9 protein-coding genes, 2 tRNA genes and 3 rRNA genes are annotated in these 14,337 nt (G+C 44.0%); 5 read left to right on the top strand and 9 right to left on the bottom strand.

Annotated elements, in window-relative coordinates:
• Window positions 1–42: 42 nt before the first annotated feature.
• From era to KSX81_RS15575, 9 genes are all read right to left on the bottom strand, one after another.
• On the bottom strand, window positions 43–924 hold the full coding sequence (era, locus tag KSX81_RS15615; protein WP_004297147.1) for a GTPase Era: 882 nt from the start codon (window positions 922–924) through the stop codon (window positions 43–45).
• Between the two features lie 86 nt (window positions 925–1,010).
• The gene (locus KSX81_RS15610; RefSeq protein ID WP_004297146.1) at window positions 1,011–2,018 is read right to left on the bottom strand and encodes a beta-ketoacyl-ACP synthase III; all 1,008 of its coding nucleotides are present in this window, start codon (window positions 2,016–2,018) and stop codon (window positions 1,011–1,013) included.
• Window positions 2,019–2,105: 87 nt separating this feature from the next.
• The gene (rpmF, locus tag KSX81_RS15605) at window positions 2,106–2,291 is read right to left on the bottom strand and encodes a 50S ribosomal protein L32 (RefSeq protein ID WP_004296852.1); all 186 of its coding nucleotides are present in this window, start codon (window positions 2,289–2,291) and stop codon (window positions 2,106–2,108) included.
• A 12-nt stretch (window positions 2,292–2,303) separates the two neighbouring features.
• Window positions 2,304–2,882, bottom strand: coding sequence for a YceD family protein (locus KSX81_RS15600; RefSeq protein WP_004297143.1), 579 nt, complete (start codon window positions 2,880–2,882; stop codon window positions 2,304–2,306).
• Between the two features lie 206 nt (window positions 2,883–3,088).
• Window positions 3,089–3,199, bottom strand: a 5S ribosomal RNA gene (gene rrf / locus KSX81_RS15595).
• Window positions 3,200–3,276: 77 nt separating this feature from the next.
• Window positions 3,277–6,156, bottom strand: a 23S ribosomal RNA gene (locus tag KSX81_RS15590).
• A gap of 160 nt (window positions 6,157–6,316) precedes the next feature.
• Window positions 6,317–6,390: transfer RNA gene (locus KSX81_RS15585), tRNA-Ala, on the bottom strand.
• A gap of 63 nt (window positions 6,391–6,453) precedes the next feature.
• Window positions 6,454–6,530, bottom strand: a tRNA-Ile gene (locus KSX81_RS15580).
• Between the two features lie 185 nt (window positions 6,531–6,715).
• Window positions 6,716–8,244 (bottom strand): 16S ribosomal RNA (locus KSX81_RS15575).
• Together the 16S, 23S and 5S rRNA genes with 2 tRNA genes alongside form the textbook arrangement of a ribosomal RNA operon.
• Window positions 8,245–9,574: 1,330 nt before the next feature.
• On the opposite strand from KSX81_RS15575, the gene KSX81_RS15570 reads away from it, so the two are divergent.
• The 5 genes from KSX81_RS15570 to gldH all read left to right on the top strand — a co-directional run bounded on the left by KSX81_RS15570 (window position 9,575) and on the right by gldH (window position 14,335).
• Window positions 9,575–10,087 (top strand): ferritin-like domain-containing protein, encoded by a 513-nt coding sequence (locus KSX81_RS15570; RefSeq protein WP_004299950.1) that lies wholly within the window; start codon window positions 9,575–9,577, stop codon window positions 10,085–10,087.
• Window positions 10,088–10,274: 187 nt separating this feature from the next.
• On the top strand, window positions 10,275–11,228 hold the full coding sequence (gene metF, locus KSX81_RS15565; protein ID WP_117610972.1) for a methylenetetrahydrofolate reductase [NAD(P)H]: 954 nt from the start codon (window positions 10,275–10,277) through the stop codon (window positions 11,226–11,228).
• Between the two features lies 1 nt (window position 11,229).
• On the top strand, window positions 11,230–12,354 hold the full coding sequence (locus KSX81_RS15560) for an ATP-binding protein (RefSeq protein WP_004321058.1): 1,125 nt from the start codon (window positions 11,230–11,232) through the stop codon (window positions 12,352–12,354).
• 15 nt (window positions 12,355–12,369) lie between these two features.
• The gene (locus KSX81_RS15555) at window positions 12,370–13,884 is read left to right on the top strand and encodes a stage 0 sporulation family protein (protein ID WP_004304909.1); all 1,515 of its coding nucleotides are present in this window, start codon (window positions 12,370–12,372) and stop codon (window positions 13,882–13,884) included.
• Complete coding sequence (gene gldH / locus KSX81_RS15550; protein ID WP_004324646.1) at window positions 13,862–14,335, top strand: gliding motility lipoprotein GldH; 474 nt, start codon at window positions 13,862–13,864, stop codon at window positions 14,333–14,335. Before KSX81_RS15555 ends, gldH begins: the two co-directional genes overlap by 23 nt.
• Window positions 14,336–14,337: the final 2 nt, after the last annotated feature.

Raw genomic sequence — 14,337 nt, 5'->3', positions numbered from 1 at the left:
ATACCTTGTTTTTTCACGACTATCACAGTCTCATGAATACTCTTAATCTAACTGATAACCAAAATTGCGGAGTTCCTTATCCGAACTACGCCAATCCTTATCCACTTTCACATACGTTTCGAGGAAAATAGTCTTTCCAAAGAAACGTTCCAGTTCACGGCGAGCCTCGGTAGCCACCTTCTTCAACGCCTTTCCCTGTTTACCGATAATGATTCCTTTCTGCGAATCACGTTCCACGTTAATCACCGCCCGAATATGAATCTTCTTCGGTTCTTCCTTAAACTCTTCCACGACAACCTCCACCGAATAGGGAATCTCTTTATCGTAGTAGAGCAGAATCTTTTCCCGGATAATCTCATTCACGAAGAAACGGGCAGGCTTATCCGTCCACTGATCCTTTCCAAAATAAGGAGGAGAATCGGGCAGCAGTTCTTTGATCCGCTTCATCACATAGTCTACATTGAACTTTGATGTAGCAGAAATCGGAATAATTTCGGCTTGGGGAAGCAACTCTTTCCATTCTTCCACCAGCTTTACCAGTTTTTCCTGATCTGTAAGATCTATCTTATTGATGAGCAAGAGAACAGGCACCGTCATCTGACGCACCTTTTCCATAAACTCATTATTCTTATCCGGCGTCTCCACCACGTCCGTTACATAAAGCAAGATATCCGCATCCGTCAATGCCGAAGTAGAAAAATTCAGCATAGACTCCTGTAGCTTATAATTGGGCTTCAACACACCCGGAGTATCAGAAAAAACAATCTGCATCTCATCCGTATTATAGATTCCCATAATCCGGTGACGAGTAGTCTGTGCTTTGAAGGTAGCGATCGAAATACGTTCGCCCACCAAGACATTCATCAATGTCGACTTTCCGACATTCGGATTTCCTACGATGTTTACAAAACCTGCTTTATGCATTTCTCTTTATTTTATTGGTTGAGACAAAAAAACGCATCGAATCGAAATAGGATGCGTTTTTGAGTGTTATAATTCAGTAACTTACGTTACGATTCCTTCTTTCCATCATAACCCCATTTCACGTACACTGCACCCCAAGTAAATCCGGCACCGAATGCAGTGAAAATGATGTTATCGCCTTTCTTGAGTTTATCTTCATAATCCCAGATACACAGAGGAAGTGTAGCGGCACTCGTGTTACCGTAATGCTCAATATTTACCAACACTTTATCCATTGGCACATCCATACGGTGAGCCACAGCCTCGATAATACGGACATTCGCCTGATGCGGAACAATCCAGTTGATACTATCTTTCGTCAGACCATTCTTTTCTGCGATTGCAGCAGAGACATCCGACATGTTGGATACAGCATATTTAAATACTGTTCTTCCTTCCTGAAACAGATAGTGCATTTTATTGTCTACTGTGAAATAAGACGGAGGACAAACCGAACCACCAGCTTTCATGTGGAGGAAAGGCAAACCTTTGCCATCTGTTCTCAGTATCGAATCCATGATTCCGTAATCTTCCGTAGTGGGCTCCACCATAAAGGCAGCAGCACCGTCACCGAAAATAGGGCATGTAGCACGATCTGTATAGTTAACCATTGACGACATCTTATCGGCACCGACAATGATAATTTTCTTATATCTTCCCGAACGGATGAAATTAGCAGCTGTCTCCATCAAATACAGGAATCCGCTACAAGCAGCCTGCAAGTCGAAGGCAAAAGCATTCTTTAGTCCGAGTTTATCACAAAGAATAGAAGCTGTAGAAGGGAAGTGATAGTCAGGAGTAGTGGTAGCAACAACAACCAAATCGATATCATCAGGATTAGCACCAGTCTTCTTCATCAACTGTTTGGCAGCTTTGCGTGCCATGTATGAACTACCTAATCCTTCCTCATTCAGAATATGTCTTTCCTTTACTCCGATACGAGTCATAATCCATTCGTCGTTGGTATCCACCATTTTTGATATCTCGTCGTTAGTCAAGATATAATCGGGTACGTACCCGCCGACTCCTGTGATTACTGCATTTATTTTTTCCATCAAACCTATTTTAAATTAGCAATACTATAATACTTAAAGCAGCCGGAGAGTTTCACCCCCAGGCTGTTTTCAGTATAACTGTACTAATTATACAGCTGCTTCTTTCTCAATAGCGAGCTTGCCTCTGTAATAGCCACAAGCACCACATACAGTGTGGTAAACGTGCCATTCACCGCAATTCGGACAAATAGCCAATGTAGGAGCTACTGCCTTATCATGAGTTCTTCTCTTCGCTTGTCTCGTACTTGATTGTCTTCTCTTAGGATGTGCCATTTTCTTAAAACTTTAATTATTATCTAATATTTTTTTTAATTCATTCCAGCGGGGATCAATTTGTTCCTCCACTTCTTCCTCAATTACGATGTCATCTCCACCTGTGTCGAAAGTATCATCGCTATCCTCATTCGCATTTGTTTTCAAATGCTTGTTCAATTTACCAGTCATCGCTTTATTGCACTTACCGGGAGCATGTACATGCTTCATGGGTACAGAGAGCGCAACAAACTCATACATGAACCATGCAACGTTGATTTCCCCTTCTTCCTCGGGAATCACAATCAGGTTGTCACCTTCTTCTGCATATTCATGTCCAAACTTTACCATCAGTTTATCAGAAGAACTGATAGGTAGCTCCATATCATCCAGACAACGGTCACATGGTACTGATACCATTCCCTCAGTCTGAAAACTCAGCTCGAAAGCACGAGAGGTTCTTTTCACGGTCAATGTAACATTCACCTTTCCTTTCTGAACTTCAGGACCATCAATGTGAGCGAAGTAAAGGTTATCCAATACAAACTCATACTTAGCAGAGTCTGTTTGCATTCCTTTCAAGTCAATTTTGTATTTATCAAACTTTCCCAAAGCTTCTCTCTTTTTTAAATCGTTAGCTTACAATTCGGGCGACAAAGATACAAATAAATATCCTCACAACATACAAATTATCAGTAAATATTCACTTTTTTAATAGGTATTATGAGGTTTGTATCTGTTAAAAACGGCGATATAAATACCAAAGTAATAAAAAACAGAAAGCCTCGCCCGTCCAATAGACAAGCGAGGCTTCTTAAAAACGGCGGCTACCTACTCTCCCACTGTTACGCAGTACCATCGGCGTGACGAGGCTTAACTTCTCTGTTCGGAATGGGAAGAGGTGGAACCCTCGTGCTATAACCACCTGAAGAAGGTTATGACATGATGAAAAGTAAAATTTCAGTGTCTAGCAAGCTAAACGTATATACCCAACCGGTACATGTCCGAAAGAAAGTGAACGGGCAATTAGTAATGCTCGGCTTTGATGTTACCACCTTTACACCTGCATCCTATCAACGTCATCGTCTTTGACGACCCTAAGAAATCTAATCTTGTGGCTGGCTTCGTACTTAGATGCTTTCAGCACTTATCCAATCCCGACTTAGATACCCAGCAATGCACCTGGCGGCACAACTGGTAAACCAGCGGTCAGTCCAACACGGTCCTCTCGTACTAGTGTCAGAGCCACGCAAATTTCATACGCCCACGATAGATAGAGACCGAACTGTCTCACGACGTTCTGAACCCAGCTCGCGTGCCACTTTAATGGGCGAACAGCCCAACCCTTGGGACCTTCTCCAGCCCCAGGATGTGACGAGCCGACATCGAGGTGCCAAACCCCTCCGTCGATATGAGCTCTTGGGAGGGATCAGCCTGTTATCCCCGGAGTACCTTTTATCCTTTGAGCGATGTCCCTTCCATACGGAAACACCGGATCACTATGCTCTAGTTTCCTACCTGATCGACTTGTCTGTCTCCCAGTCAAGCGCCCTTATGCCATTACACTCTACGGACGGTTACCAATCGTCCTGAGGGCACCTTTAGAAGCCTCCGTTACACTTTTGGAGGCGACCACCCCAGTCAAACTACCCACCAAACAGTGTCCTCGTATCTACGAGTTAGAACTCAAATAATCAAAGGGCCGTATTTCAACAGCGACTCCACAAATACTGGCGTACCTGCTTCAAAGTCTCCGGCCTATCCTACACATCAATTACCCAAATTCAATGTTAAGCTATAGTAAAGGTTCACGGGGTCTTTTCGTCCCATCGCGGGTAATCGGCATCTTCACCGATACTACAATTTCACTGAGCTCACGGTTGAGACAGTGTCCAGATCATTACACCATTCGTGCAGGTCGGAACTTACCCGACAAGGAATTTCGCTACCTTAGGACCGTTATAGTTACGGCCGCCGTTTACTGGGGCTTCAATTCAATGCTTCTCTTGCGATGACATCTCCTCTTAACCTTCCAGCACCGGGCAGGTGTCAGGCTGTATACGTAATCTTTCAATTTGGCACAGCCCTGTGTTTTTGTTAAACAGTTGCCTGGACCTATTCTCTGCGCCCAACTCTCGTTGGGACCCTTTATCCCGAAGTTACAGGGTCAATTTGCCTAGTTCCTTAACCGTGAATCACTCAAGCGCCTTAGTATATTCAACCCGACTACGTGTGTCCGTTTGCGGTACGGGTACCTTAAAGATTAAGTTTAGCGGATTTTCTTGGGAGTATGCTTACACGCACTATTACCTTATTCCGAAGAATTTGGTATACTATCAGGTTCGACTCTTATCCTGGATTTGCCTGGGATAATCAACATCTACACCCTTCAACGGACTATTCCGTCAGTCCGCGGCGCTGTCACTCCTCCGTCTCCACGTCACTCCTTAAGGTAGTACAGGAATATTAACCTGTTCTGCCATCGGCCTCACCGTTCGGCTGAGCCTTAGGACCCGACTAACCCTGATCCGATTAGCGTTGATCAGGAAACCTTAGTCTTTCGGCGAGGGGGTTTCTCACCCCCTTTATCGTTACTTATACCTACATTTGCTTTTCCACACGCTCCAGCAAAGCTCACGCTTCACCTTCGACGCAGAGTGGAATGCTCCCCTACCGATCATTACTGATCCCATAGCTTCGGTAAATTGCTTGATGCCCGATTATTATCCACGCCAAACTCCTCGACTAGTGAGCTGTTACGCACTCTTTAAATGAATGGCTGCTTCCAAGCCAACATCCTAGCTGTCTTAGCAATCTGACTTCGTTAGTTCAACTTAGCAATTATTTCGGGACCTTAGCTGATGGTCCGGATTCTTCTCCTTTAGGACATGGACCTTAGCACCCATGCCCTCACTCCTGGGATCGAACTACTGCGCATTCGGAGTTTATCAAGACTTGATAGGCGGTGAAGCCCTCGCATCTTATCAGTCGCTCTACCTCACAGTAGTAATTCCCAAGGCTGCACCTAAATGCATTTCGGGGAGTACGAGCTATCTCCAAGTTTGATTAGCCTTTCACCCCCACCCTCAGTTCATCCGGAAGCTTTTCAACGCTTATCGGTTCGGTCCTCCAGTTAGTGTTACCTAACCTTCAACCTGACCAAGGGTAGATCACTTGGTTTCGCGTCTACTCCTTCCGACTAATCGCCCTGTTAAGACTCGCTTTCGCTTCGGCTGCGGATCTCAAGATCCTTAACCTTGCCGGAAAAAGTAACTCGTAGGTTCATTATGCAAAAGGCACGCCGTCACTGCTGAAGCAGCTCCGACCGCTTGTAGGCGCACGGTTTCAGGGACTATTTCACTCTTCTATTCGAAGTGCTTTTCACCTTTCCTTCACAGTACTGGTTCGCTATCGGTCTCTCGGGAGTATTTAGCCTTACCGGATGGTCCCGGCAGATTCACGCAAGATTCCTCGTGTCCCGCGCTACTCAGGATACCACTACGCTTCATTTAGCTTCGAATACCGGACTATCACCGTCTATGGTCCCATTTTCCAAAGGGTTCTTCTCACTAAATTTCTTGCGAGAGCGTGGTCCTACAACCCCAATATTGCCGTAACAACATTGGTTTGGGCTAATCCCCGTTCGCTCGCCACTACTAGGGGAATCATTATTATTTTCTTTTCCTACAGGTACTAAGATGTTTCAGTTCCCTGTGTTAGCCTCTTGCTATGCAAGATGTCATTCCTTCAGAATGACGGGTTGTCCCATTCGGAAATCTTCGGATCAAAGGTTATTTGCACCTGCCCGAAGCTTATCGCAGCTTATCACGTCCTTCATCGCCTCCGAGAGCCAAGGCATCCGCCATGCGCCCTTGCTTACTTTCTTTCAAACGTTTTATTCTCGTACTGGTATTGGTAGTGGAATTGCTTCCTTCTATCAATATTGCATACTCGAACACGTACGGTTTGATATATACTTTTAGCTCTTACTAAAATTTTACTTTTTGTACATCATGTCAAAGATCGTTTCTCTTTTTCAGAGATCGTGGAGAATAACGGATTCGAACCGTTGACCCTCTGCGTGCAAGGCAGATGCTCTAGCCAGCTGAGCTAATCCCCCAAGAGGTTATTCAAGAATTTTGTTTTTTAGCTTTTAGCTTTCCCTGTTCCTCATTCTTGAGCTTGGTAGTCCCAGGCAGAGTTGAACTGCCGACCTCTACATTATCAGTGTAGCGCTCTAACCAACTGAGCTATAGGACTAGTTCAACCTTGTCTACCTTTCGTCTAGACTCGGCTTCTTTTTTCTCTTGTTTATCTCTATCTATACTTCTATAGATGGTTGATCTATATGTTATAAATAAACAAGTACCAGTAGTACAAAAAACAGAACCTTTAAAGTCTTTTAGTGGCTGCCACGTTTTGTGACAGTTACGGCATCGCTCCAGAAAGGAGGTGTTCCAGCCGCACCTTCCGGTACGGCTACCTTGTTACGACTTAGCCCCAATTACCAGTTTTACCCTAGGACGCTCCTTGCGGTTACGTACTTCAGGTACCCCCGGCTTTCATGGCTTGACGGGCGGTGTGTACAAGGCCCGGGAACGTATTCACCGCGCCATGGCTGATGCGCGATTACTAGCGAATCCAGCTTCACGAAGTCGGGTTGCAGACTTCGATCCGAACTGAGAGAGGTTTTTGGGATTAGCATCCTGTCACCAGGTAGCCGCCTTCTGTACCCCCCATTGTAACACGTGTGTAGCCCCGGACGTAAGGGCCGTGCTGATTTGACGTCATCCCCACCTTCCTCACATCTTACGACGGCAGTCTCTCTAGAGTCCTCAGCATAACCTGTTAGTAACTAAAGATAAGGGTTGCGCTCGTTATGGCACTTAAGCCGACACCTCACGGCACGAGCTGACGACAACCATGCAGCACCTTCACAACAGCCTTACGGCTATACTGTTTCCAATATATTCTGTTGCAATTTAAGCCCGGGTAAGGTTCCTCGCGTATCATCGAATTAAACCACATGTTCCTCCGCTTGTGCGGGCCCCCGTCAATTCCTTTGAGTTTCACCGTTGCCGGCGTACTCCCCAGGTGGAATACTTAATGCTTTCGCTTGGCCGCTTACTGTATATCGCAAACAGCGAGTATTCATCGTTTACTGTGTGGACTACCAGGGTATCTAATCCTGTTTGATACCCACACTTTCGAGCATCAGTGTCAGTGACAGTCTAGTGAGCTGCCTTCGCAATCGGAGTTCTTCGTGATATCTAAGCATTTCACCGCTACACCACGAATTCCGCCCACCTCTACTGTACTCAAGACTCCCAGTTTCAACTGCAATTTTACGGTTGAGCCGCAAACTTTCACAACTGACTTAACAATCCACCTACGCTCCCTTTAAACCCAATAAATCCGGATAACGCTCGGATCCTCCGTATTACCGCGGCTGCTGGCACGGAGTTAGCCGATCCTTATTCATATGGTACATACAAAATTCCACACGTGGAAAACTTTATTCCCATATAAAAGAAGTTTACGACCCATAGAGCCTTCATCCTTCACGCTACTTGGCTGGTTCAGGCTCTCGCCCATTGACCAATATTCCTCACTGCTGCCTCCCGTAGGAGTTTGGACCGTGTCTCAGTTCCAATGTGGGGGACCTTCCTCTCAGAACCCCTATCCATCGTAGTCTTGGTGGGCCGTTACCCCGCCAACAAACTAATGGAACGCATCCCCATCGATAACCGAAATTCTTTAATAAAAATATCATGCGATATTCGTATGCTATCCGGTATTAATCTTTCTTTCGAAAGGCTATTCCGGAGTTATCGGCAGGTTGGATACGTGTTACTCACCCGTGCGCCGGTCGCCATCTTCAGTTTGCAAGCAAACTAAAATGCTGCCCCTCGACTTGCATGTGTTAAGCCTGTAGCTAGCGTTCATCCTGAGCCAGGATCAAACTCTTCATTGTAAAAGTATTTTTTATCATCGGTTAAGATGATCTTTTTGCTCTGTTCAGGACGCCGTAAATTTATTGACCTTATTCAAATACCTATTAGTCTTAATTGTATCACTACTTCATAAGACAAGTATTGACGGTTCTATTTTTTTACTTGTACTACTTGTATTGTTTATCAATATTTCAAAGAACTAACGTGGCTTCCGCCGCGCCTGCTTTCTTTGCGAAAGCGGATGCAAAGATAAGGACTTTTTCAGATAACCTCCAAACTTTTTTCAAAGTTTTTTTGTTTTTATTTTCTGTGGCCTTCATCTTATAGCAGAATGTCAATCATTAGGCTCTGTCTCTCTAGCAAAGCGGGTGCAAAAGTAGACAACTTATCTATAACATCCAAATATATCTGACTATTTTTTCTAATTATTTTTAGATATCCGCCCTAACTTACTGAATCATAACGATGTTGTAGAACATATTTTTCTTCATATATGTTACATCTATATGAAAACAGGCCGGAAATGGTACATTATTATATTACATACGCGCGTGTAGAGCAAATAACAAAAAGATATTCGCAAAGAGAGGGTAAAAAGAGAAGTACTCTTAAAGAAACAAACTAAAAAATAGATTTCTACAGGACAAGAACACATAAAAAAGTGAGAATAGCTATCTGTTATCACTCTACTTTAGTTTATAATTCGCTCCTACTAATCAATAAATAAATTACTATCCTAATTTCAGCATACAGGTATCTTTCTTTATAAGATATGCCACTTCATAGGCTTTCTTCTTATGTTCAATATCCATTTGCTTAGTAGTTGGCAAGGGCTCACTGCAGTGAACAAATAAGCTATCAGATGTAAACAAATAAGCTAACGATAGTAAACAAATTCGTTCACTGCAGTGAGCCGTTAAAAGACATTAGGGCTTATCAGAAGAATCACGAGGGATAAACATCTATTATATAAGGCATTGACGTCTATTGTATAGGAGAGTATAAGATAAAAGCGAATAGACAAGACACTTATTATAAACTGTTTAAGATAGAATCAGGACAAGACAGGGTGAGGGTAAAAAGTTACCCTCACCCTACTACCGCACTTACCCTCACACGTTGTAACCACGATGAATAAAGGAATTGAGCGAAGGTGTGAGGATGTGAGGGTAAAAGTGATACAAAAATTTAGTTGAAATGAAATATTAAAAGCATCCATGTTCTATTAAAAAAGAAGGAGCTGCACAGTGCAATGCATTCTTTCTGTTAAAACCTCCGGGATACTCAAACAAAAAGAACCTCCGTCTGTTACATTAGCGATTTAAACATAGTAACCTAAACTTTAAAATTATGGCTAGAGAAAGTGTAAAAATCCTACAAGGTAAATTAGATGTAGAAAGTTTAATTTCACAGTTGAACGCAGCATTGGCTGAAGAGTGGTTGGCATATTACCAATATTGGGTAGGTGCATTAGTAGTGGAAGGCGCCATGCGTGCCGATGTACAAGGTGAGTTCGAGGAACATGCCGAAGAAGAACGTAGACATGCACAGCTGCTTGCCGACCGTATCATCGAGCTGGAAGGGGTTCCGGTACTTGATCCGAAACAATGGTTCGAACTGGCAAGATGCAAATATGATGCTCCGCAAGGCTTCGATTCAGTCAGTTTGCTGAAGGATAATGTTGCTTCCGAACGCTGTGCCATTCTCCGTTATCAGGAAATTGCCGACTTTACTAACGGGAAAGATTTCACCACTTGTGATATCGCCAAACATATTCTTGCCGAAGAGGAAGAACATGAACAAGATTTACAAGATTATCTGACTGACATTGCCAGAATGAAGAAATCATTTCTCGAAAAGTAAATTCTAATTTAATAATGATTAGGTGAGAGAGGGTGCATCCGAAATACAGGATATGCCCTCTTTTATGTAATAGTACGATAAAAACCAAACTATTTTCAAACAAATCAAGAAGAAATCTTTCTTTTTTCGTATTTTTGTCCCAATATGCATGTTTAATCCAAGTAGATAACAACATCAACGAAAAGGAATGAAAGTAATTGATTTAATAAATAACAGTAAAGGTACAGCTTTTTCTTTCGAAATTCTCCCTCCTTTGAAGGGAACCGGAATCGAAAAGCTCTATCAGACAATCGACACTCTTCGAGAATTTGATCCGAAATATATCAATATCACCACGCATCGCAGCGAATATGTCTACAAAGATCTCGGCAACGGGCTCTTTCAGAGAAACCGCCTGAGAAGGCGTCCGGGAACAGTCGCTGTGGCGGCAGCCATTCAGAATAAATATAATATTACTGTGGTTCCTCATATCCTGTGCAGTGGTTTCACGCGTGAGGAGACCGAATATGTATTGCTGGATTTGCAATTTCTGAATATAACAGATTTGCTGGTACTCCGTGGAGACAAGGCTAAACATGAATCGGTATTTACTCCCGAAGGAGACGGATATCATCATGCGATTGAATTGCAGAAGCAGATTAATAATTTCAATAAGGGAATCTTCGTTGACGGTTCGGAGATGAAAGTCACCGCCAGTCCTTTCTCGTATGGTGTGGCGTGTTATCCGGAAAAGCATGAAGAATCTCCTAACATAGAGACAGATCTTTACTGGCTGAAAAAGAAGGTAGAAACTGGTGCAGAGTATGCTGTGACACAATTATTCTACGATAATAAGAAATATTTCGATTTTGTGGAGCAGGCTAAGGCAGCAGGTATCAACATTCCTATCATTCCGGGAATCAAGCCTTTCAAGAAAATCTCCCAACTAAGCATGATCCCCAAAACATTCAAGGTGGATTTACCGGAAGATCTGGTGAAAGAAGCATTGAAATGCAAGAATGATGCGGAAGCCGAACAGGTGGGTGTTGAATGGTGCGTGGCTCAATGCAAGGAGTTGATGGAACACGGAGTTCCGAGCATCCATTTCTATTCTATCGGAGCAGTAGACAGTATCAAGGAAATAGCCAAAATCATTTATTGATATGTTTTTTAGAGACGTAATCGGACAAGAAGAAATCAAGCAACGACTCATTCAGGAAGTGAACGAGGGGCGTATTCCACATGCCCAACTCATTTGCGGTCCCGAGGGAGTTGGTAAAATGCCATTGGCTATCGCATACGCACGCTACATCAGTTGCACCAATCGGGGCGAGGAAGATGCTTGCGGTGTCTGTCCGTCTTGTGTGAAATTCAATAAGCTGGTACATCCGGATGTGCATTTCGTATTCCCCATCGTGAAAAGTGCGAAAGGAAAGAAAGAAGTGTGCGATGATTATATTGCCGATTGGCGGCTATTCGTTATTAACAATCCTTATTTTAACCTCAACCATTGGTTGGGTGAAATGGACGCGGAGAACTCGCAAGCGCTGATTTATGCCAAAGAGAGCGATGAGATCCTGAAGAAGCTCAGTCTGAAATCCAGTGAAGGTGGATTTAAGATTACGATTGTATGGTTGCCGGAGAAAATGCACCCGGTATGCGCCAATAAGTTGCTGAAACTGCTTGAGGAGCCACCCGAAAAGACGATTTTTCTGTTGGTATCCGAAGCTCCGGACATGATTCTGCCTACCATTTTGAGCCGTACTCAACGTATGAATGTGCGGAAAATTGACGAAGCCAGCATCGACCGGGTATTGCAGAGTAAATATCATGTTCAGCCTGCGGATAGCATTTCGATTGCCCATCTGGCAAACGGAAATTTCGTCAAGGCACTCGAAACGATTCATCTGAATGAGGAAAATCAGTTATTCTTCGAGCTCTTCGTCAACCTGATGCGCTTGTCCTATCAACGGAAAATAAAGGAGATGAAGATGTGGAGCGAACAGGTGGCCAGCATGGGACGCGAACGCCAGAAAAACTTTCTGGAATATTGCCAGCGCATGATCCGCGAAAACTTTGTCTTCAACCTGCACCAGCGCAATTTGACGTATATGACGATTAATGAACAGAATTTTGCAACCCGCTTTGCGCCTTTTGTCAACGAACGGAATGTGATGGGTATCATGGACGAACTGAGCGAAGCGCAACTACATATAGAACAGAATGTAAATGCTAAAATGGTATTCTTCGACTTCTCGCTGAAGATGATTGTACTGTTGAAGCAATAATAAATATATAAACTTATGGAATATAAACTTCATAATGGAAGCGGTGGCCTTTGCTGCAAAGGATGCTCCCGACAAGATAAAAAGCTGAACACCTACGATTGGCTGGCGGACATTCCGGGCAATGCGGAAGAGAGTGACATGGTGGAAGTGCAATTCAAAAATACCCGGAAGGGATATTTTCGGAACAGCAACAAGATTAAACTGGAAAAAGGAGATGTAGTTGCCGTTGAAGCGGCTCCCGGCCATGACATCGGCGTGGTTACATTGACCGGCCGGCTCGTTCCCCTGCAAATGAAGAAAGCAAACTTCAAAGCAGATACGGAAATCAAGCGTGTCTATCGGAAAGCTAAGCCGGTAGATATGGAAAAGTTCAACGAAGCCAAAGCCAAAGAACACGCTACGATGATTCGTGCGCGTCAGATTGCGTTGAATCTCAATCTGGATATGAAAATCGGTGATGTGGAGTATCAGGGAGATGGCAACAAAGCTATTTTCTACTATATCGCCGATGAGCGGGTAGACTTCCGGCAACTGATTAAAGTATTGGCCGAAGCATTCCGCGTACGTATCGAAATGAAACAAATCGGTGCCCGTCAGGAAGCAGGACGCATCGGCGGGATCGGTCCTTGCGGACGCGAACTTTGCTGCGCTACATGGATGACGAGCTTCGTCTCTGTTTCTACCAGTGCAGCCCGTTTTCAGGATATCTCATTGAATCCGCAGAAACTTGCCGGACAGTGCGCTAAGCTGAAATGCTGTCTGAACTACGAGGTGGACTGTTATGTGGAAGCTCAAAAACGTCTCCCTTCAAGAGAGATAGAGTTGGAAACGAAAGATGGCACTTTCTATTTCTTCAAAGCGGATATTCTAAGCAATCAGGTTTCTTATTCTACGGATAAAAACTTCCCAGCCAATCTGGTCACTATCAGCGGCAAACGTGCGTTTGAAGTAATCTCCATGAATAAGAAAGGGATGAAACCGGACAGCTTGCTCGAAGAAGAAAAGAAACCGGAACCAAGAAAACCAGTTGATTTGCTGGAACAGGAAAGTGTTACCCGTTTCGACCGCAGCCGGAATAATAAAGAGGGCGGCAATAACGCTAACCGGAATAATAAAAAGAAGAAAAAAGGAAACAATAATAACGGAAACCGCCCGCAACAGCAAGCAGAAGGCGGCAATCGTCCGCAACAACCTCAACGGGAGAATGAAAACCGCCCGCAACAGCCAGAAAACGGCAACAGAGGGGAAAGAGACAACCGCCCGAGAAATAACAATAACAACAACCGGAACAGAGGACAAAACCAGGGACGGAACAACGAAAACAGACGTCCGGAAAGAGGATCAAATCAAGAACGTCCACAAGGACAGGAACGGTCGAATCAGGAACGTCCGCAACAACAAGACCGTCAACGGGAACAGCAAGGGCAGGAACGTCAAGAACGCCGTCCCAACCACGAGCGTCCTTCCAGACCGGAAAGAAATCAGAATCAGGAGAAACAGTCAACTAATGAAAAGCCTACTCAAGAATAGTATATTGAGTCTATTCAGCGCTTGCTTACTGACAGCCTGCAATGAACATACAGTGTATCACTCTTATCAATCCCTTCCCAACAAGGGATGGGGAAAGAGTGATACACTCTCTTTTCAGATTCCCATAACTGACAGCGTTCCCACTACTCTCCGGCTTTTTGCGGAAGTCCGCAACAGTATCGAATATCCTTATCATAACCTCCATTTATTTATCAGTCAGAATCTACAGGATTCTACGGTATGGCGCACTGATACCATTGCTTTCTGCCTGGCTGACTCTACCGGAAGATGGACGGGACACGGATGGGGAAGCATTTACCAATCGGAAACTTTTATTACATCTGTTCGCCCTTTACATCCTACAAATTATACTATTAAAATTATGAGCGGAATGAAAGATGAAAAGTTACAAGGATTGAGCGATGTAGGTATCCGTATTGAGAAGCAGTAAGA

The sequence above is a fragment of the Bacteroides sp. MSK.18.37 genome, assembly GCF_019129155.2.
In the GTDB taxonomy this organism is placed as follows: Bacteria; Bacteroidota; Bacteroidia; order Bacteroidales; family Bacteroidaceae; genus Bacteroides; species Bacteroides ovatus.
The sequence above is the reverse complement of the archived record's forward strand: the minus strand, read 5'-3'. Positions and strand labels throughout refer to the sequence as shown.

Bases quoted from the DNA above. Each gene is read 5' to 3' on its own strand.
- era (WP_004297147.1), bottom strand. From the start codon at position 924: ATGCATAAAGCAGGTTTTGTAAACATCGTAGGAAATCCGAATGTCGGA.
- KSX81_RS15610 (WP_004297146.1), bottom strand. From the start codon at position 2,018: ATGGAAAAAATAAATGCAGTAATCACAGGAGTCGGCGGGTACGTACCC.
- rpmF (WP_004296852.1), bottom strand. From the start codon at position 2,291: ATGGCACATCCTAAGAGAAGACAATCAAGTACGAGACAAGCGAAGAGA.
- KSX81_RS15570 (WP_004299950.1), top strand. From the start codon at position 9,575: ATGGCTAGAGAAAGTGTAAAAATCCTACAAGGTAAATTAGATGTAGAA.
- metF (WP_117610972.1), top strand. From the start codon at position 10,275: ATGAAAGTAATTGATTTAATAAATAACAGTAAAGGTACAGCTTTTTCT.
- KSX81_RS15560 (WP_004321058.1), top strand. From the start codon at position 11,230: ATGTTTTTTAGAGACGTAATCGGACAAGAAGAAATCAAGCAACGACTC.
- KSX81_RS15555 (WP_004304909.1), top strand. From the start codon at position 12,370: ATGGAATATAAACTTCATAATGGAAGCGGTGGCCTTTGCTGCAAAGGA.
- gldH (WP_004324646.1), top strand. From the start codon at position 13,862: ATGAAAAGCCTACTCAAGAATAGTATATTGAGTCTATTCAGCGCTTGC.